At 41.9% G+C, this 20310-nt stretch carries 13 protein-coding genes and 1 pseudogene; 10 read left to right on the top strand and 4 right to left on the bottom strand.

Annotated features, from left to right (window positions below):
• The first annotated feature begins 365 nt into the window (after nt 1-365).
• The gene (locus MD535_RS19735; RefSeq protein WP_265676754.1) at nt 366-2162 is read left to right on the top strand and encodes an FAD/NAD(P)-binding protein; all 1797 of its coding nucleotides are present in this window, start codon (nt 366-368) and stop codon (nt 2160-2162) included.
• Between the two features lie 19 nt (nt 2163-2181).
• The gene (locus MD535_RS19730; RefSeq protein ID WP_237300746.1) at nt 2182-3354 is read left to right on the top strand and encodes a YbfB/YjiJ family MFS transporter; all 1173 of its coding nucleotides are present in this window, start codon (nt 2182-2184) and stop codon (nt 3352-3354) included.
• 119 nt (nt 3355-3473) lie between these two features.
• Here MD535_RS19730 and MD535_RS19725 read toward each other — a convergent pair whose 3' ends face one another.
• Entirely contained in the window at nt 3474-7691 is a 4218-nt protein-coding gene (locus tag MD535_RS19725; RefSeq protein WP_265676753.1) for a beta-prism lectin domain-containing protein, read from the bottom strand.
• A gap of 1506 nt (nt 7692-9197) precedes the next feature.
• Between MD535_RS19725 and MD535_RS19720 the strand changes: the two genes are divergently transcribed.
• The 8 genes and pseudogenes from MD535_RS19720 to MD535_RS19685 form a co-directional block, all read left to right on the top strand.
• Complete coding sequence (locus tag MD535_RS19720; protein ID WP_237300748.1) at nt 9198-9788, top strand: winged helix-turn-helix domain-containing protein; 591 nt, start codon at nt 9198-9200, stop codon at nt 9786-9788.
• Between the two features lie 318 nt (nt 9789-10106).
• Nucleotides 10107-11240 (top strand): ABC transporter substrate-binding protein, encoded by a 1134-nt coding sequence (locus MD535_RS19715; protein WP_390902965.1) that lies wholly within the window; start codon nt 10107-10109, stop codon nt 11238-11240.
• Complete coding sequence (locus tag MD535_RS19710; RefSeq protein WP_237300750.1) at nt 11233-12294, top strand: FecCD family ABC transporter permease; 1062 nt, start codon at nt 11233-11235, stop codon at nt 12292-12294. The genes MD535_RS19715 and MD535_RS19710 overlap by 8 nt, the downstream gene beginning before the upstream one ends.
• Nucleotides 12294-13061, top strand: coding sequence for an ABC transporter ATP-binding protein (locus MD535_RS19705; protein ID WP_237300751.1), 768 nt, complete (start codon nt 12294-12296; stop codon nt 13059-13061). Before MD535_RS19710 ends, MD535_RS19705 begins: the two co-directional genes overlap by 1 nt.
• Before the next feature lie 20 nt (nt 13062-13081).
• Complete coding sequence (locus MD535_RS19700) at nt 13082-13870, top strand: nicotianamine synthase family protein (protein ID WP_237300752.1); 789 nt, start codon at nt 13082-13084, stop codon at nt 13868-13870.
• Entirely contained in the window at nt 13867-15141 is a 1275-nt protein-coding gene (locus MD535_RS19695; protein WP_237300753.1) for an opine metallophore biosynthesis dehydrogenase, read from the top strand. Before MD535_RS19700 ends, MD535_RS19695 begins: the two co-directional genes overlap by 4 nt.
• Nucleotides 15142-15151: 10 nt before the next feature.
• A complete protein-coding gene (locus MD535_RS19690) occupies nt 15152-15985 on the top strand; it encodes a DMT family transporter (RefSeq protein ID WP_237300754.1) in 834 nt (277 codons plus the stop codon).
• 77 nt (nt 15986-16062) lie between these two features.
• Nucleotides 16063-16280, top strand: a pseudogene (locus MD535_RS19685) (IS110 family transposase); the annotation flags it as partial.
• A gap of 490 nt (nt 16281-16770) precedes the next feature.
• On the opposite strand, the gene MD535_RS19680 reads toward MD535_RS19685, so the two are convergent.
• From MD535_RS19680 to MD535_RS19670, 3 genes are all read right to left on the bottom strand, one after another.
• Complete coding sequence (locus MD535_RS19680) at nt 16771-18069, bottom strand: aromatic amino acid transporter (RefSeq protein ID WP_237300755.1); 1299 nt, start codon at nt 18067-18069, stop codon at nt 16771-16773.
• Nucleotides 18070-18285: 216 nt separating this feature from the next.
• A complete protein-coding gene (locus tag MD535_RS19675) occupies nt 18286-18924 on the bottom strand; it encodes an IbrB-like domain-containing protein (protein ID WP_171388194.1) in 639 nt (212 codons plus the stop codon).
• Entirely contained in the window at nt 18914-20170 is a 1257-nt protein-coding gene (locus tag MD535_RS19670; RefSeq protein WP_171388193.1) for a phosphoadenosine phosphosulfate reductase, read from the bottom strand. Before MD535_RS19670 ends, MD535_RS19675 begins: the two co-directional genes overlap by 11 nt.
• Nucleotides 20171-20310: the final 140 nt, after the last annotated feature.

The raw sequence follows: 20310 nt of genomic DNA, 5'->3' as shown, positions 1-20310 counted from the left end.
AAAACCCACTTCATATCTAAGCCATTCAACCTCCTCATCGGCACCATGCCATTTATGTCAGTTAGGAGCCTCGAAGGTATTAATAACGAAAGAAGCCACCGAGAGGTTTTATGTCTAAATTTTTGTTCAGATTAAGTGCAACTTCGTTGAATTGATCACTACCGACCGAATAATTTTGAGAGAAACTCAAGAGCAAGGGGCATAAATTATTATTACTTCGATGTGTTTCTATTCTTACGCTGTTAGCCTAAAGATTTGATGGGGTAGAATATGACCCCGACGCTGATGAAAATAGGCCATTTGCTCGAAATTATCCGAGGTTTAAATCAGGCTCACCGTGACATCTTTAATCAACAAGGCTCCTTATGAAAAATAGTACGATTGGCATCATTGGTATTGGCCCTCGAGGACTAAGCGTTTTAGAGCGTATAATAGCCCTCTCAATAGATCCCCCCCATCAACCATTAGATATAAAAGTATTTGACCCAAACCTTCCAGGCTCTGGGTGTCATAATGTCAAACAACCGAATCATTTACTCGTAAATACAGTCAGCTCTCAAATCACTATGTTCGCTGATGAGAGTGTGAGTGAAGCTAAAAATATAATTTCAGGGCCTAATTTTTATCAATGGTTGTGCGAAAGACCCAAAGATGAGCTAAGTCCTAAAACAATATTGCCGAACGAATACTATTCTCGTGCTCTTTTTGGTGAGTATCTGAATTGGGTATTTCACTACCTTGTTGATATGTCCTTTTCACATATCACGATCGACTATGTACCTTCTGAAATTATTGATATCACCAAATTAGATGATAACTCTTGGAATTTGCTTGATGACCGAAGCCTTATCACCAATGTTGAATACCTCTACTTAACTACAGGGCACACGAAAGCCAAATATATAAACCCTGATACTGCCCAAGAAATTTTTAATCCATACCCATTAAAAGAAAAACTAAAAAATATCACTTCAAATCAAACGGTCGCTCTCCAAGGGCTCGGATTAACGGCTTGTGACATTCTGGCAGAGTTGTCGATTGGGCGTGGCGGAGAATTCATCCGCCCTCAAAAAGGTTGCCTTCAATATTTACCTTCTGGAAATGAGCCCAAAATCATCGCCTATTCACGCTCTGGTCTGCCTTTGTCCGGAAGAGCGGAAAACCAAAAAGGAACATCTAAGCAGTACCATGCTAAGTTTCTAACACCTGAGAAGGTCGCCAACTTTAGAGAACGAGGGGACGTCAGTTTTATAAAAGACATACTGCCTTTGCTTATAAAAGACATGGAGTATGCGTACTACGAAAGCTACCTAAGCCAAAAGAAAGGGCTTATTGCGGCCCAAAAATTTTGTAACCAGTTTCTATACTCACGACTGAATGAACAGAAAGTGCTCGTTGCTAAAACCATTTCGATTGAAGATAGGTTTAGTTGGGAGAAACTTACCGCACCAGTCCCAAGCTACGCGCTTGCCTCTCCAGACGTCTATATTGCTTGGCTGATAGATTTCCTTGAAGCCGATATTAAAGAAGCTAAAAAAGGGAACCTCAGTAGCCCAATAAAATCGGCTAGCGACGTATTACGTGACTTAAGAGATCTCATTCGAAGTGTTATCGACTTTAAAGGCCTGACGGAAGAATCACATCGTTGGGTTGATTCTGTGTTTATTCCTTTGATGAACCGGCTCGCCGTAGGTCCACCAAAAGAAAGAATAGAAGAGATGGTCGCTTTGCTAAAAAGTGGTGTACTCAAGTTAAATCTTGGCCCTTCGCCAGACGTAAGACATAGTTCGAATACAAACTTGTTCACTCTCAAATCAACAGTGTGGCCTGAACTACAAGAACAAGCCAACATAAAAATTCATGGAAAGATCACAATACACAGCCCGGAAGACGATGGGACTGAGCTCTGGAAAAACCTTTTAGCTAAACAATATACAAGGCTTTACTTCAATGGAAATTATCATCCCGGTGGGATTGATGTAACACCAAACATGAATGTGATCGATGCAAACGGAATCGAGCAAAATAACATTTGGGCGCTGGGCATTCCGACAGAAGGCAATAAATTTTACACCTTTATCATACCTAGACCTGGTGTTAACTCTACGGCGCTTGTCGATGCAGGTAGGTCGGTCCGGGCTCTCTTTAAACAGTTGTCTTAGGCCCAGGCTTAAGATGAAGATGTCACAAGTTAAACTATTAAACCGCACCTCTTTCGCAGGGCTAGTTGCAATATTAGTCGGGAATGGCATTGGACGCTTTGCCTACATAGCCTTAATGCCTGTGCTCATTCAAAACCGTTGGTTCTCAAGCGAAGATGCCTCCATTCTTGGCGCTGCAACGCTCATTGGTTATATTTTAGGGCCCCCTGCTTCAAGTTTTTTACAGACATATTACTCAATAGCTACACTCATACGTGCCTCTCTGTTATTAAGTAGCTTTAGTTACCTTGGCTGTGCTTTGAATTCTGCTCCCTTTGAATGGTTTTTGACATTGAGAACCATCGCTGGAATATCGGGAGCTGTTCTTATGGTACTCGTCCCACCAATGATCGTTCGCCTTCACCCCCAAGATATGAAAGCAAGAATCAGTGGCGTAGTGTTTTCAGGAATTGGTTTGGGTGCGATGATTTCAGGCACGTTCACACCTCTACTTATCTCTCAAAGTGTCGAAAGCGCATGGCTTGGTATAGGAGCGATCGCTTTCCTCGCGACTGTCTTAACATGGAACACATGGTCTCTCGAGGTTAAACCAAATCACGGCGCTCAAAGTCCCTCTAGATTGAGTGCCTTATCTAAATATGAGCGTGTAAGTATTAGCTGTGTACTTTTAGCTTATGCCTTTAACGCCATTGGTTACCTACCGCATTCTCTCTTTTGGGTCGATTATCTTGTTCGTGAGCTAGGAATGAGTTTCGCGAGCGGGGGTTTTTATTGGGCAGTCTTTGGTATAGGAGCTGCGGTTGGACCAATCGTGACCGGTATATTAGGTGATAAGTTCGGACTTAAAAAAGCACTATTGGTGGCTTTTTCGTGTAAAGCTATAGGGGTAGCACTTCCCTTGCTAAATACCAATATGATTGCACTTTTTGCTTCATCTCTACTCGTTGGTATGTTTACCCCTGGCACCGTAACACTCGTATCAACTTACACCTTAGAAATTGTTGGGACACAACTCCATACGAAATTTTGGGGGGCAATGACAATGGCCTTTGCTATATCGCAAGGCGTAGGTGCCGTTGTGATGGCTCATTATGCCCCACAACTCAACAGCTATAACGCCCTATTTATAATCAGTGCGAGCGCACTCATTTTATCGATAGTCTGCATTACATTTACATCAACCAAAAAGTAACCATAACACTGCTCAAACGATCAGTTAAAAAAGAAATCGATCATGAAACTCTCCCCCATTTTTTTCTAGAGTTGGACGACCTTGGTATTATACGTCAGACGTAATAACTTTTATCGCTCTCAGTCTTCTATCACAGCAGACGGCAAAGCGTACGCTCCTTTCTGTATCACCTTTTCGGCATAATCAAAGCCAACCCTAAATCGAAAAACCCCAACTGGGTTAATCGACTTGGCTCCCAGTTTAGAGAAAGCTCTCCCAGCTTTGGTTCGAAAAGAAGAAGTCTGTGGATTGGTGGTGATACTGACCCGATTGTGACTGATGTCTTCCTCTGGAATAGAACCGGGTGCCTCTCCCACCAAGTAGTGAGCTCGCCCATCTTCGCTGTATTGGACTCGCCCTGAAGGAGCCTCTGTCGCGGTTCTCCTGCGGATCTTATCACCGCTTGTCGCGTATCGATATTCGATCGATACTGGTAAGGTGATATTACCGTCGGCTTCAAAGAACATAGTCGGGCGCTTGTCCAATCCCTGAAAAGCCGTCTCTACCGCTTCGGTGATATCTGACAGAGCATGACACAGCGTCACCGGGTCTCTTTCGGCTATCACTCCCACCACAAAACCTACAGCGCATCCTGCCACTGAAGATACGATATCTCCGGCCAACCAAGCCGCAAAATCTTCCTTATCCTTGGTCGCAATTTCAACAACATAACTCCCAGAGGCGGGGGTCGCTTTTAATGATATCTCCGGTTTGAAAGTAGTGCCCGGCGTCTTACCTCTCATCACTTTTTGCGTTTTCCACAAATTCAGTCTTGCTACCAGGCTGCCGGTAAATTTTTTGTAATAGATATCGTGTGAGCCCATGTAGCGCCAGTCGGTACTGTTGACCGACGTGAGCTGAAATGGCAGCTTACCGCCATGCTTTCTCACCAGCATTGGCAGAATATCAAAGCCAGCTTGTGATGCCTTCGCGTCTTTAAATTGTGGCATACTCCCGCTGACCACCTTTAATGCATCTCGGAAAGCAACCGACATCCACATCGTTGGCATATTACAGTCAGTGTCTGTATCGGTTTTGCAGTAGCCGTTAGCCGATTTTTTCCACGGATTGCCTTTCAGTGCTGGGCTTGGGGCATTGATAATCACTTCCAGCTCAAATACATCAACCAATCCCCTGAGATCCTGACTAGACACATCCAGCCCTAAGCGCAACAGCCAGGAAAATTTGCCATTACCACCAATGTGCTCATTGACGGTGTAGTAGTCCGGCCAGCCCTCCAACGTCGCAAAGCTGTTATCAGCAAATTGTATTGTTTGTTTGTCGACATTAGGATGCTGAGGTAAGTCAGCCAGCAAGGACGGCAACGCAGCGGTATGGAGCGATGGGTCAATCAGAACCGCATCCCTAAAACGCGCGCCAGCATCTCCCGGTGATTGGCACTGACTGACGTTAACCTCAAAAATTTTACAACGCCACCAATTGACCAAATGACCCAATTCTTCGAAATAAAATTTATAAAAATCCGCACTGTTGCGTGATACCAGATCAGAATTCATAACGATCATCGCGTGTTGATCGGTAAAGACCAGACCGGCAGGACGCTTTCCTATGGCTGTAGAATCCACCCAATAGGGTTGGCGCTGCTGATAGTACGCTGGGTCAGCAATGACTTTATACAATTCGTTGGTGACCTGATCGCGTGTCCATGATGTATAAGCAGGGTTGGATTTAGCCACATCTTCATATCCTGTTCCAAAAGAATGATTGAAAATGTTCGCCAGTTTTGTGGCGAAGAGGCTGCCGCCACTCGCATACTCAATCTCAGTCAGAGAATTCGAATCAAAGACCGTCGGGGCGGCTAAGAACGAAGCGAAGTTGCTATTCTGAGGCGTAAACTTTTGCTGGACATTGATTTCCTGCTCACTATCGCCTTGCCAGAAGTCATAGTTAATACGTTGAGCTTGAGAACGCCAGTCAACCAGATTTTGATAGTCAGACTGGATAAGGTTTACTTCACCCGGTTTATCTCGCCACAGGCCCGCTTGACGAATGCTCTCAATCACCTCATCGCCTAAATCATTGATGGCATCGGACACGACGTCTTGTAAACCTTCGCCAATAGTTGAGTCATTACTTAAATCAGTCAGCACGTCGGTCAGAAACTTTATTTCCTTTTGGTTTAACGTCCCTGGTTCAGTGGTGAGCTCGACCACCCCTTCGACTGCTTCTCCCACTGGACCCGCTAACCCCAATAACATGCGTCTGAGATTTTTCGCAGAAGGGTGGCGAGCATAATCGACAATGTGTTTGATTTCTGGGCCAACTAGTGGCAGATCTTCAATCGTCTTCAACAGAACATGCTCCGGGCTGGCATCATTAAGGTACTTCGTCATTGCAGCCTGATAATCCGTTTTGGCTTGTTGCGCGCTTTTATCGTAGCCCGCTTTAAGTGTTTTAAGGTCATCTAAGGTCTTACTTTCTTCCAGAAGTAGACCCGCAAAATGGGTTCCATCATTCTGAGCCCATGTTTCATGTAATTTATGCCAACGGCTCCCACGCGCCAGTTGCACTTTTTCCCGGGATGATTCTAGAGTCGCTTCATACTCTTGATTGAGAGCGTCAAGTGCATCTCGTAAATCATTATACTCATCGGAAGTGACGCCACATGCTACCGCCATCCACCATACCCACGCCCACGCACATTGCTCCCTCTTATCACGTTTTTTACTGGCGACACGTTCTTGTAAGGACGAGATGCGCGGTAGGTAAATGTCTTTAATCCTTTTCGCTTCATAGGCTTCCATCGTCGTGAAAAGGGTCTCCATATTGCTCAATGTAGCGTCGATGTTGGCTTGCACTGTCTGGTGGCGGAATGTTTGTCCCAATGAGGTCGCTTTGGCACACCAGTGCCCGGGTATATCGATTAAGGTTTGATTGCAAGTGACGGGCCGAGCACGACGGACAATGTCTGGATAGTCATTAATATTACGTCCTTCCTCAAACCACTCGCCGCCAAGGAAGGTCCAGATTTTCCTATCTCCAGTCGAAAGTCGATGGACTTTCCCGTTGGGTAAATAGACTGTCACTGGTGACTCCGTCAAGCTAACATCCACAATGACGCGCTTGCCTTGTTCGATAGGTGAACGATGTGTGTAAGTCTCACCCGCACTTGTTCCTGGTGGGATGAACAGGGCTTGCCCGTTAGATGCTAAAGCCTGTATATAAGCTTGTGAATTATTTGATACGGAATAGGTCATAGTCTGTTCGAAGGCTTCGGGTAGCACTAGACTCGCTAAGGTTCCTGTCCCTTGAAGATTCCCATCGAATTTAAGAATTAATTGATTGATGTTGCTAAGATATCCCGCAATCCGATTGGCATTGGTTCCCATGTTTTGCAAAATGAAAGGATTAGTAATCTCGTGCTGCTGGGTGTAATCAAGCTGAGTGACACAGAGTTCTCCATCTATAGAGTAACATTGGGGCTCCCCTTGCAAGCTATCCGAATACCACGAATTGAGCTCCGATGAATTGCCTGCAAACCATTTAAACTCGCTGTTTTTGGCCAAATGGCATGAGTCATCCAGGCTTTCATAGCCAGTGAAACCTAAGACGTTTTCATGGTTTTGCACTGCTGGGCGAGTAACAAAACCGTTATGGCTCCCACACTCAAGAATGGTCAGACGATCGTAATTTAGCTCGTGCGTTGGCACATCAATGATCGTTGTCCCATCGTAGGTCAATAAACCAATCCGTTTTGAGGTCGGCATAACTGCATACAAAAAACCCTCGCCAGCCTGACTAAGTGCTCTTTTTATTTTTAACTGAGGAAAATTTTCAGAAAAATCGTCACTTGGAGGGGCACTGTCTAACCGGGGATAGTTAAATCTGAGGCCATCAATAAGCCAGCCATTAGACCAGAATGAGATACTAATTAAATCTGGTTGAATCTCGTGTTCACTTTTGACAATGTTGGACGAAAAATCAGAACTGCCAAAGGATTTTTTATCTCCGTTGTTATAATGAAATTCGATTTTTACTATCGATGGTTCATCAGCACTTCCCCAATAAAAGTTGCCGCTATATATGACCATTTTATTTAAACCAGCGGTATCTAAGGACGAAATGATGCCGCCCTCACCACCGATCTGATAGATTTTTTCTTCAGAGTCATAAGTGTAAACAAATCCATCAATCGCGGCCCCGTGACGAATTGACAACTCATTGAGCTTACTCATCTCAACATTGACTGCGTATTTGGCATCAGTTCTGCCAAATTCATAGTGAAAAAACCTTTCGTTCGGAGGCTGAAACGCTGAAGAAATAGTGCTGAATACCAAAAAAAATATCCCAAGAAACGTCTTTGTTCCTAAGAGAAATCTGCGTTCAATAACCATATGTCCCTCCAGCTTCCCCGTAGGGCGAATAACATAACTTTATTGATAATGAAATTAGAATAGCGAACAAATAAAGAGACATAATTTATACATAATTATGTCTCTTTATCATAAATCTTAGTTTTCTCGTAAGCGTCTTCAAATCATTGAATTCCTAATATCGACACAGATATCGCCAAATAAGGCGGCATCTATCATTCTGAGTGGTATTCGGTGAGACGGACTATTTCTTCGATTTGAAGGCGCATTATTGGTCAAGCGGCTGCAATTCTTACCGGAAGGGAGCGAGGTAGTAAGCGATAACCCAACCTATAAAACATGGGAAATCAGCAAAAAAGATTTAGAATGTAAAGATTTCCAAGAAAACAGCACTTCCTCATAGCTTCTGCAGAGAGAAAGTACTGTTATAGTAATCAATTATAAACAACCTACTCTCGTAGGTTTGATGCTAGGATGAATAACAGTCCCATTAGTATGAGCTAAATATATTCGTTCATTTTCTAGAACGCATACAAATTCTGATGATGGTTCAACTTGGCTTCTACAAGAAGACGGGTATTTTATCATCAATGGAGAATGTACAATCAGCGGCACTGCAACGAAATCTAATTTTTACTATAACGTTGTTAATGCTGAAGCAACAGGTTGTACTGATTTAGCTAAAAATGGTACTAATTATAATGGGGTTGTAGTTGCCTTCAATTATAAAGGTCAAAGATACCTCAATGGTCTGTTCAAGAATAGTTCAGGAATTCTGCAAGCAAATGTAACCTCAAGCTAAATTTTCTCCAATATACGAATGTAGTTGTCAGGTGAGGAGTTAAACAACTACATTCACTGCGTATCGGAACCTTTTACTTGATTATCGTCACAAAAACTAATTAAATAATAAATTATTCACATCTTGCCAAGTATCGAGCTGCCATTTTCATCAAAATGAGCGACTTCCACGCTTGATAAAAAACCTTTAGAAGTTTCAGTGACCCTGATGTAATCGTAGAACTTCACCTGTGTCCGGCTCTCTCTTCACTGATTTGTATAAAAACTCATTAAATCGTGCCGAAACCAAGCAATTACTCTATATTTATTTTTTATAAAAAATAGAATAATGTCTCTTGATTAGTACCTATATATGTATTAATTTAAATATTATTGTCACACGAAGAAAGGAGATTAAAATGATGAAACTTAGCCCTTTTTACTTCTTTATCTCCCCGAGAATGTCTTGGTATATCCTTGATCCATCAATAAAAAACAACTCAGAAACCTCTAATAACTAATTGGAGTGTAAGTATTTAGCATTATAATCTATGGTTATTTAGCCTACATTTATGCCAAATAAATTATAATCTACATTCATCTCCTTGTTGATAACTTGAAATCATCATCAAAAGACGGGGGGAACTAACTTCGAATTTCACTGATGATGTCATATTAGATGGTAAAGTTATGCTACGACCAAAACTTGAAAACTTAAACGCCTCTATTGGAAACTGTTTATTACAACGTAATGAATCAGGCGCAGAATTAATTCTTAGTAATAAAAAATCATTTTCTATCACAGCACCTGAGAGTTGTATACTTGAGACTCTCATTAAGAATGATAAGCTCATCTCTACCAAAGAAGAGTTGGTCATTTCCGCTTGGGGGAGCCCGGATATCATTGGTTCCAACTCTTTACCAGTTGCGATTACTAATCTAAGAAAAGTCTTAAAACTTGATAATATCAAAATCGTTAATATTCCAAGAAAAGGTTACAAACTTAATATCCCTGAATCTGAAGCTTCGCTAGACTTACCTAAACAGATAAAATTAAATCACTACCCTAAATACGCATTTTGGAGTATTTATTCAACGATCTTAATTACAATAATAATAGGTGGTTATTTCTCTTTCTGGCATGAATTTGAGATTGTCAATGTAAATGTCAATAATCAATCTAGTCAAATATGTTTAACTAAAAAAGATGAACTAGAATTAATCTTAACATCTTCTGAAAAACAAGTCGCTTTTACCGCAGCCTCTCAGACGGTTCCATAATCTCTCGTCATTTATAATTATGCTAAAGAGTACAACATATAATCACTGGCTCTAGTGTACGATTTATTTAAGGTAATTAAGTAAATCGTACAACCCTTTATCACTCTCTAACAACAAGGTAAAAAATTTTTCAAAATAATTTTATAGTTAATGACACCTATATACTAAGGCACAGTCCTACTCTCTTAAAATAAAATGGCCATTCACCTCAAGCTTTGCCTCTCCGACTTCCTTGGAATTAATTATCAATAATTAATTTAAAACGTTATAACATAACAATTAATGTGAGTTGTGTTTTATTAATTAGAGATAATATCAATGAAATGTAGTTGTAGTTATCACTTGAACTTGAAATACCTCAGCATTGCAATTTTGGCTTTGAGCTGTATTACCAAGGCTTTTGCTTCGATTCACGTCAAGGACGTACTCGGAAGGGAGATAGATTTGGAAAAACCAGCAAGCAATATTTTCCTAGGGTTTTATTTTGAAGACTATCTGGCCATCGTGGGACCAGATGCGTACAAAAAAGTGGCTATTTTCCCAAAAAATTCTTGGAAAGATTACCGTCAATCTCAATGGGCAACATATAAAAAAATCATTCCAGAGTTAGAAACGATTATCGATTCAGGCTCTCTTTACACTGGTACTTTTGATTTCGAGAAGCTCTTATTAACTAAGCCAGATGTTGCGCTTATTGCGGCATGGCAATATGAGGCTCTTGATGAAAAAGTTGAAATCCTTGAAAAGAGTGGCATCAAAGTTGTAGTTGTGGACTTCAACGCTCAAACGCTTGAAAACCACGTTGCTAGTGCACGTATTATAGGTCAAGTAATGGGCGCAGAAGAGCGCGCAGAGACTATTGCAACAGAATACGAAAGCGCCATTAACCTGGTAAAACAACGTGTTATGAAACATCTGGAAAACAAAAAAGTACGCAGTGTGTATGTTGAAGCGGGTACAGGTGGGCCGAGTGAATACGGTAAATCTTACTCAACGACAATGTGGGGCAACCTTTTGAACATGGCGGGTGCCGATAATATCGCCAGTGGGATGTTTGAAGGTTCTGCTCAGCTAACGCCCGAATATGTTTTGAGTCAAGATCCAGAGGTAATCTTTATATCCGGAGCCCACTGGGCTAAGCATAGCGACAGCGCACTGCTTGGCTTCGACAGCACAATGGAAGAAGTGCAGGCTAGATACCGCCCATACCTAAACCGTCCTGGATGGAAACAACTCACTGCGGTTCAAAATGGTGACGTTTACGGTATGTACCACTCAGGAACTCGTACTATTTACGATCACGTCTTCTTATTATACCTAGCGAAGTCGATTTACCCAGAAGCATTTAAAGACATTGAACCTAAGACATTACACCAAAATTTTTTTAAGAACTACATGCCGCAAGCGCTCAAAGGCACTTTCATGATTCAGGTGGAAGTAAACCATGAATAAAAGCATTAAAATGACGTCTAACCTTAATTCCAGCGGCGGTATTTATCAACGAATGCAGAAGCAGCGGAGTAAGATTTTGCTGGTCACCTTTCTGGCGATGAGCCTTTCCGCTTTGTTTGATATTGGTACTGGATCATCGTGGCTCGGTGTTGAGCAAGTTCTTGAAGCTCTCCTTGGTGGCCCCTCTGGTGACAACTTATCAACACTCATCGTCTGGCAACTTCGGCTCCCCATCACTCTCACCTGTATCATGGTTGGTGCCTCACTCGGCCTCGCTGGCGGCCTGATGCAAACCCTGCTAGCCAACCCCCTAGCAAGCCCCTATACCCTTGGCATCTCCGCCGCTGCTGGATTCGGTGCTGCCATGGCTTTATTAACCGGTTTTTCAGTGTTTGGTTTGCATTGGTTAGGCGTGCCGTTTGCCGCGTTTTTGACGTCTGGATTAGCGAGCCTAGCGATCTACCTTATTGGTAAGAGTCGAAATATGGACACCAAAGTACTCATTTTATCGGGTATTGTCGTTCTGTTCTTTTTCCAAGCTCTCCAGTCATTAACCCAATATTTAGCGTCACCAGAGGTGCTACAACAAATTGTTTTTTGGTTATTTGGCAGTTTGTTGAAAGCGAGTTGGTTGTCCTTCTTTGTTTCAGGAGTCGTTTTCATGTTCAGTTTATTCTTTGCGCTGTCGAAAGTGTGGGCACTTACCGCCCTCACTTCGGGCGAAGATCGCGCACTGGCTTTGGGGATTAAGGCAAGCAAGTTAAGGCTACAGATGTTTCTGCTTTGCTCCTTATTAACTGCGGGCGCAGTGTCGTTTGTCGGAACCATTGGTTTCATTGGCTTAGTAGCCCCTCACCTCGCAAGAATATTAGTCGGCGAAGATCAGCGTTTCTACTTACCTTTGGCCGCATTGATGGGCGCGTTGCTTTTATGTACCTCGTCCCTTGTTGCTAAGTTGATCGTACCAGGCACTATCATTCCAATTGGTATCGTCACATCCTTGATAGGTGTCCCGATACTTCTTTATTTTCTAATAAGCAGGAGGTTTATCTAATGAAGTCACTTTCAATAGATAATCTCGCCGTCACCGTAGGAAGAAAACTCGTTTTGGAGAAGGTAGAAGCGCACTTTTGGGGCGGAGAATTTTCTGCTATTTTAGGCCCAAATGGTGCAGGAAAGACGACCTTACTCAAGGCCGTCATGGGCATTATTCCTTCTGATGGGAAGGTTAATTCCAGTGGAGGGGACGGAAAAAAGTTAGCACCTAGCGCCTTCTCGTACCTGTGTCAGCTCAACAAATCATCCTGTCAATTAACTGTTTTTGAGTTTGTGTTGCTTGGCTTTGTGCATCAGCTGGGCTGGAATGTCACATTTGAACAAGAACAAAAAGCAGAATCCATCCTTATCTATTTAGGTCTGATAAATCTCGCTCCAAGACAGTTTTCTCAGCTCAGTGGCGGTCAGCAACAGCTAGTTTCCTTGGCACAAGCGCTGGTTGCTGAGCCCGACGTCTTGCTTTTAGATGAACCAACAAGTGCCCTAGATCTTAGGCATCAAGTTCAAATTTTAGACCTTGTTCGTCAATATACACGAGCAAGAGGTATCATCACCATTGCAGTACTGCATGATCTCTCTCTTGCAGCTCGGTACTGCGACCACCTTCTTTTGCTTAGTGATGGCGTCGTACAACACAGTGGTAAACCACAAGACGTGCTCGATTCTGAAAGGCTCAGCCAGATATATCAGGTTCAGGTGAACGTAGGTTGTTGCGTACATGGGCATACTCACGTCACCCCAATTCGGATCCTTGACACTGATTAAAAGCGTAATTGGAATTTATTATGACAATGACTAACAGGCATTATCAATTATTACTCGCTATATCTACATTTGAATCTCAGATCCAAGCTCTGACGCACTACAGTCTTGAAAATTGTGAGTGTTTTGCCCTTTTGCAGGAGAAACTGGATGAATTATCTTCTTGGATTTTGCAAGAAAAACCTCAGGCCATTAGCAAAGAGTTGGAGGTTACCCCTGAGCATGACCGTCGAATTAAACAACTTCGTGAAACTACCATAAAAGCCTTGTGTATGTTGGAGAAGCATCAATCCCAATGTGCCAGAGAGCATCAGCTCAATCTCAGTGAATATTTATACCAACTGTCTGAAAACACCAAAATTGAACTAAAGAACGCAGGGATTGGAAACAACTCACGAGTGCTGTTTATCGGCTCTGGTTCGTATCCGATTTCTGCATTCACTATATCTCAGTTTACCGGTGCTGTAGTTCATGGCCTCGATATTGATGAGCAAGCAGTGACGATGGCGAATCAACTAGACTTATCTCACTTGTCGACCACTTTTAGCTGCAAAGATCTAATTACTGAGTTCGTCTCTTTTCGACCAACCCATGTCGTAATCGCATCTTTAGTAGAACACAAATGGGAACTACTTAAGCAACTTCAACCCCACCTTAACCGCTCTCACCGTATCTTAGTCCGGTTTGGCAACGGTTTGAAATCCGCATTCAATTACCCTTTTAACCCTAACCTCATTGAAGGATGGGGAACAAAACTGATCCCAAACGATACAGCTATATATGATACCGTTTTGATGGAGCGAGCAGAATGACGGCTTCATTAGGAAAAGTATTAATCGTAGGCACAGGTCCAGCCGCATTTCAGACAGCAAAAATCATTAAAAACCAGTGCGAACAATTAGGGTTAGTAAACCGCTCATCCGAGCGCTGGAAAGCCATGTTCGAAAGTTTACACAACGAAAGTATTGCACATGTTATTGCTGCAAAACCCTCTTTGGAGCCACTGGCTGGACAAGTGATATTTGATGCTATTTTTGAAGATTTACGAGCAGTAGGTGGAGAATGGGATACATTAGTTATAGTCACACCATCTCATGCTTATGCAGATGTTCTGGTAGCTTTACCCAAATCTTGTTTAAGCACTATAAAAATAGTGGTTCTCATTTCATCCTTATTTGGAGGGCACCAGCTTGTAAAAGGTTTTTTTGCAGAGCTGAGTTTAGCCCCTAATGTGCTAGTGTTTTCCAATTACTTTGCAGCCACTAAATTCATAACTGGACAAGCTGGGATTCGTGTCATTACAAAAGCAGTAAAAAAACGTATTTATGCATACTCCAGTCAAGCTGAATGTGCAGTCCTGAATCTGTTGGCTCAAACTTTAGCAGATGTCAGTGTCGCAGTTGTCGAGTTGGAAAATGGATTTAGCGTCGAGGGACGAAACATTACCTCTTTCGTTCACCCCGCATTTTTCATTACACCATTCTCGCTCAATCATATCTTAAGTGAGACGAGAGAAGTTAAGTACATGTACAAACTTTTCCCTGAGGGGCCGATCACAACCGAAACCATTCACACTTTGGTTGAACTATGGCGCGATATATCAAGATTGCTGCTGCACTTTAACGGAACACCATTTAATTTGTTACAATTTCTCAATGATGACAACTACCCTGTGCATCCAGAAACCATCCATCGTAGTCAAATTAAAAAATTCATGTCGCTCACACCAATAGAGCAGGAATATTTAGTTTACGTACGATATAGTGCGATTCTGATAGATCCTTTTTCTAAACCGGATACCAATGGATGCTACTTCGACTTCTCTGCCGTGCCCTACACCAAAGGCAAGGTAGAGGAAGGCGAATTGTATTTACCTCGAATACCCAGAGAAGATATACAGACTCTTTACTGGCTTCAAGTATTGGGTATAGAACATGGGATTGCATTACCGAGCATCAACCGTGTATTAGCCATGTTCGAATCTTGGTTAAGAGAGTCTCAACTCCCTAACCTCTTGATTGAAGAATGTCACACTCAAGCGCAAAAATACCTCAAGTGGGTACGCCGAGCAAACGAGCTTTAGAGAGAGACTCATGAGTAACGGTGTAACGTTAGCTATATTTTCTGCTTTTATTTTTAGTGTTATGAACGCACTTATTAAAGCGGCCAGCTTAACGATTCCTAGCTCTGAAATTGTCTTCTTTCGAAGCGCCATAGGAACGGTTCTGATTTCGTGGTTAATGTGGCAAACAAATATCAGGTTTTCTACCACGGGTATTCCATTGCTTCTGCTCCGAGGTCTGTTTGGGGCGTTTTATCTGCTGGCTTTTGTATACACCATTGCCCACATGCCTCTAACGGATGCCATCATTTTGGCTTACCTGTCCCCGTTCTTCGTTATATTGCTTTCCAGCCTGATTCTAGGCGAAAAGCTGCCTAGAAAAGCGGCGCTCCTTTTGCCTCTCGTTTTAGTCGGAGTCGCTTTAATTGTTGATCCTTTTAACTTTGACACGTTTAATCTCTACGCACTAGCAGGGATAGCAAGTGCTTTTTTCGCAGCGGCAGCCTCTATTACTATTCGCCACCTAAGCAAGACCCACCATATTTACGAGATTGTTTTCTACTTTCTTTTCACTGCTATGCTGGTATCAGGTTACTTAATGAAAGATGAGTTTGTGATACCACAGGGCCTTGCCTGGATTTATCTGATTGCCATTGGTGTTGTATCACTGATTGGGCAAGTTTTTTTAACAAAAGCATTCAGTCATGAAAATGCTGGAGTGGTTGCAGTCACCCGCTATATCGGTCTGGTCTTCAACTTACTTTGGGGGGTTATTTTTTGGCATGAGATTCCAGACTGGATGACGGCATTAGGCAGCATCACTATTGTATTCGCATGTATATACCTTTCTTTGAAGAAACAATAGCTCACTTAAGTAATTAATGGCTCCTTGTATATAAAACAAGCCCAAATAGATAAACCTTCGTGGTGGTTGATTTAACTGAGTTATCCCACGTAATGAGAAACTTACTGCAAACCTTATACTGTGACTTTATCAACATTAGCGGCAAAATTCAGTGCATCACTACACCTGAGCCAACAGAGTCCGAGTGACAAGGCGATTAAGAATATCCCTAGCTTTGACCCGATCTTAACTGCTTCGATTGTTAGTGAAGTTAGTTCTGGTGAAAACATTTCAGAATGGTCGGCAATTTTCGGCATGTTTTAGTCACTGATTGTGAGTACGACGTTAATCGCCTTTCAAGCCTATGTAATTGAAAAGGTACTTATTGAATACGCAACTGAGTACAATAGCTGATGAAAAACGATGAACTACCCTTACGACAATCTTATTACGTAACAAGTTCATTGAAACCGTGACTTTGAATAGACACTAAGGAGCGGAATACATCATGGCGCAGGTCGCACAGATGACCTAGAAATAGTTCGATATATGTTACAACTTGCTTTGCGCCCAGCCATACTGCATCTTCATCAATCTAAAAGGTCAGAGAACCACGGTTAATGAGTGATTAGTTATATTGAACCCAATCAGTTGTTTTTTTAAGAATTTTAGGAATAAGGCTACGAGAGAGTGTGAATGTAGATGAGCAGATCGAGGTTCTGAATTTAGTTTCAATAAATGACGCAACAAAACCAGTTTTAATGCGGGTAGTTAAGTGGCACGGTGTGCCACTTAAGTAATTAAGGTTAAACTCCCTCAAAAACGGGCAGTGCTTCGAACATAACTAATATATTGATCACAATGATGACCACACCGTAAATAAATACACCAACCAACACCAACTCTCCTCCCGGTACTTGGTAAGGCTTTGATTTTTTATGACCTTCTTCATTATCCTCAAAATTGTGAGAGGTTACTTGCAGCCTCGATTTCCTTGCTAACAAGGCCGGTACTATACATGCCCAAATTGCAGCGGCCGATGCAGCATAACCAATTGCAGCAAGAAAGCCGAAAGGAAAGAGAAGAGAGAAAATCAACGGCGGAATAAATGTGACCGCCCAAGTTTTGGTTCTGCCTTTCGAAGTGGCATCAAATTGGAATAAATCGGCTAAAAAATCGAATACCCCCAAGCCAACTCCTATAAAACTCGACAAAATAGCGGCCGCGGAAAAAGCGCTAATGACATTTGATAACGTCTCTTCTGCTAATACTGCTTTTAGGCTAATGAGTAAAGTATCTATATTGCCACCTTCGGCAATGATAGGTCCGAAACTTACTCTTGGTAAGTTCCCATAAATACTCATTAACCAAACGGTGTAAGTAAAAAGAGCGATGATCGTTCCACCTATGATGGCTTTTTGTGCGAGCCTTTCCTCACGGTAGTAATCTCGTAATGTTGAGACGCTATGGTGGTACCCAAACGCAGTCAAGGCAATGGGGAAAAAGACCCAAACGTATTGCGCATACTCAAATTTCAGATGAGCAGTATCAAGCAAAGTACTGAGATTAACATTAAACCAAAGGCCTACGGTGCCAAAGCTAAAGCTAATGATCATAAAAAGCATTAGCACAATCGAAATACGGTCGACCATTTTTGTTGAATGCCAAACTAGCCCGGAAAAGATAAAAACGAAAAGGATGGAGGCTAGTTGGGGGGCAATACCAAAATATTCATTCAAAATTAGTCCTGAAGAGGTGATATAGGCATACAGCAAGATCCCCCCAACAAAGTAAATCATTAGGTTATTAAAGAAATTAACCTCTTTACCTAACAAATCTTTCGTTATGGAAGAGAAAGATGACCGGTAAGGGTAATCTTTTAAAACTTCGAGCAATAAACAACCACTGGTTGTCATGATAATCATGGTGAAAACCAAAGCCATTAAAGCCCCGATGGTCCAGACTCCAGCCCCAGCGGCTGGGAGCCCAAGCATACCAGCACCAACGCAAATACATGCGACGATGCAAGCACCTCCAATAAGTGAAGGCGGCTTGGTTGTTATTGCTGGTTTTGCACTGTCCATAACCTGTTTTGTACTATCCATAAGTGGTTACCTTTCATTAGTCCGACATTGCTTTTATGTATGAACATCACCCCATCCGTTCTATCTAATTCTTCTGAAGGATGACTATTAAAAAGCGCTAGAATCTGAACTCTAGCGCTTAAATCTTAGAAAAAAATAATAATTACATACTAAATTAGGCACATAATCTGACTTAAACAGAATAAAGTTCGTCTTGGTTTTCATCTTACTAAAGGATTATTCCCATGAGCGGGAAAAATCCTGATCTTTAAAGGCTGCAGCCAGGCCTGTGACCTGCTGCAATCGTAAAACCTCGTCTTGGTCCATCCCAAGTTCGTAACAAATTTTGTTATTCGTCCAACCCATTTCTTTAAGCTGAATGATAAGGTCTGCAGTGAGCTCTACTTGATGGGAGCCTCGCGCAAGGTTATGACGAACAGATGCCGACATACACTTTTCTTCAGGTAAATTAAGTACCACTGCGGGGATATAACCTTTTAAGGCTTGTAACTCTGGGTTATTTAACAGTAATTGATAACGATGGAAGCCATCGATAACGACGTATTTTTTCGCTGCATTCTTTAAACGATTGACCAAAATAGGCATAGTTACGCCATTTTTCTCCATCGACGTTTTTAGGAGGTTACTTTCTGGAGGCGCCATTTTATTCGGGTTGTATTGGTTAGCTTCTATTTCATCAAGTGGAAGCATTTCAACATGACAAGCCGGCGGTAAATCAGGAATAAGCTCGATGAGTACTTTGGCGGCTTTATTGTAAATTGCTACCTTATCAATTACTTGTTTGTTCGAGTGATTGATAGATTTCAAAGGCTTCTTGGGACGATGCTGATAAGCTAGAATAGGCTCACTTTTCATTAGTATTACTCTCTTCTCCATAGAGGGCATGGTATTGCTTTGCTAAGGACTTGTTGTACCCAAAAGAGAGTCCTCGGCACCAATAATCATTTTTAATCAGTACTTTACAAATTCTTCTCCAACTAGGAACTTGCTTCCTAGATTCCAATTTACTCTCTGCGTAATCGGGGATGCAGGTCACTCCTTTTTGAGGACCGTTTTTACGCCACCATTGTAAGAATTTAAAAATTCGATCACGATAGTGTTGTTCAACATGTGGCGGCATAGTTTTTAGAAGGTATTTACTGTATTGCCGGTAGCTAAGCCCCGGTGGTAATTCAAAGCGATAATAACCAAGGATACGGCCCTGATTTTTTGAATACCGAGCGCCAAAGTTACAGCCTTCAACTCTGGCTACTAATTTTTGCCAGGTATGAGGCTCCAAAATTTGATATAACCAAAGCCCTTTTCTTTGCTCATCCCCAAAAGGTTGGCAAAGCCGTTGCTGTGAAAGAGGAACGCCAGCCTTATGCATTAAGTCGTAAATACAGTTGTAATCCCAATTGAAGCGCGAGTTAGCGATCCAAATATCTGGAGTTCTCCAATCATAAAGAGGGTAAGCCATGTAGACATCGCTCTGCATTTGAGTCGTCCAATATTTATCATCTAATTTCTTTTTGGCACGATTTTTAATGGTTTTAAAACGATGTAAAGACTCATCCGCTCGTATACCAATGAGCACAGCAATTGGCGAGTCTTTCTTTTGTTGGTACCAACGAGCAAATTTAAAGACGAAATCCTCAAACTCCATACCTTTTTTAAAAAACGGGAAATACTCCAGATCGGAAATCACGCCTTCATGTTGTGGTATCTCTCTGACCCATTGCGCTTCCTTATCAGGATCCCAACAAAGCCATTTAGGCTGAAATTGTGAAATTGAATTTCTTAAGCTCAGCGGTAAACAAACCCAGTATGGATTTACTTCACCACGAAGTACCATACGCTCAATAAAAGCATGAGTTTCATGGTATTGGGCTTCGAAATCGACAATGAGTACATCAACAGGTAATCGACCACGTTTTTTTGATTCTTGGATAGTTAAATTTAAAAGAACACCAGAATCTTTCCCACCGGAAAACGAGACATAAAAGTGGCTAAAGTTATCGAGAAGGTACAATATTCTTTGGCGCGCTCCTTCGAGCACATTGTAATCCAGCTGAATCTTGTCTCGAGAGAAGGAACCTTTTCTTCTGCCCTTGGTAATCATAGGTCCGCCAATTTATTAATATTCAAATAAAAATATATAAATCCCGTGCCTTTTATAAATTAATTATTGGTAATTAATTTAATTTCTAAGCACCGATTTAAAGCTTCACAGTAAAGGGCCTCTCTTCCGTTTGTGGTGTA

Origin of the sequence: Vibrio qingdaonensis (genome assembly GCF_026191675.1) — a bacterium.
GTDB classification, from domain to species: Bacteria; Pseudomonadota; Gammaproteobacteria; order Enterobacterales; family Vibrionaceae; genus Vibrio; species Vibrio qingdaonensis.
This window is presented reverse-complemented; position numbering and strand designations above follow the sequence as displayed.

Coding starts and splice junctions, on each gene's coding strand:
- MD535_RS19735 (WP_265676754.1), top strand. CDS start 366: ATGAAAAATAGTACGATTGGCATCATTGGTATTGGCCCTCGAGGACTA.
- MD535_RS19730 (WP_237300746.1), top strand. CDS start 2,182: ATGTCACAAGTTAAACTATTAAACCGCACCTCTTTCGCAGGGCTAGTT.
- MD535_RS19720 (WP_237300748.1), top strand. CDS start 9,198: ATGCTACGACCAAAACTTGAAAACTTAAACGCCTCTATTGGAAACTGT.
- MD535_RS19715 (WP_390902965.1), top strand. CDS start 10,107: ATGAAATGTAGTTGTAGTTATCACTTGAACTTGAAATACCTCAGCATT.
- MD535_RS19710 (WP_237300750.1), top strand. CDS start 11,233: ATGAATAAAAGCATTAAAATGACGTCTAACCTTAATTCCAGCGGCGGT.
- MD535_RS19705 (WP_237300751.1), top strand. CDS start 12,294: ATGAAGTCACTTTCAATAGATAATCTCGCCGTCACCGTAGGAAGAAAA.
- MD535_RS19700 (WP_237300752.1), top strand. CDS start 13,082: ATGACAATGACTAACAGGCATTATCAATTATTACTCGCTATATCTACA.
- MD535_RS19695 (WP_237300753.1), top strand. CDS start 13,867: ATGACGGCTTCATTAGGAAAAGTATTAATCGTAGGCACAGGTCCAGCC.
- MD535_RS19690 (WP_237300754.1), top strand. CDS start 15,152: ATGAGTAACGGTGTAACGTTAGCTATATTTTCTGCTTTTATTTTTAGT.
- MD535_RS19680 (WP_237300755.1), bottom strand. CDS start 18,069: ATGGATAGTACAAAACAGGTTATGGACAGTGCAAAACCAGCAATAACA.
- MD535_RS19675 (WP_171388194.1), bottom strand. CDS start 18,924: ATGAAAAGTGAGCCTATTCTAGCTTATCAGCATCGTCCCAAGAAGCCT.
- MD535_RS19670 (WP_171388193.1), bottom strand. CDS start 20,170: ATGATTACCAAGGGCAGAAGAAAAGGTTCCTTCTCTCGAGACAAGATT.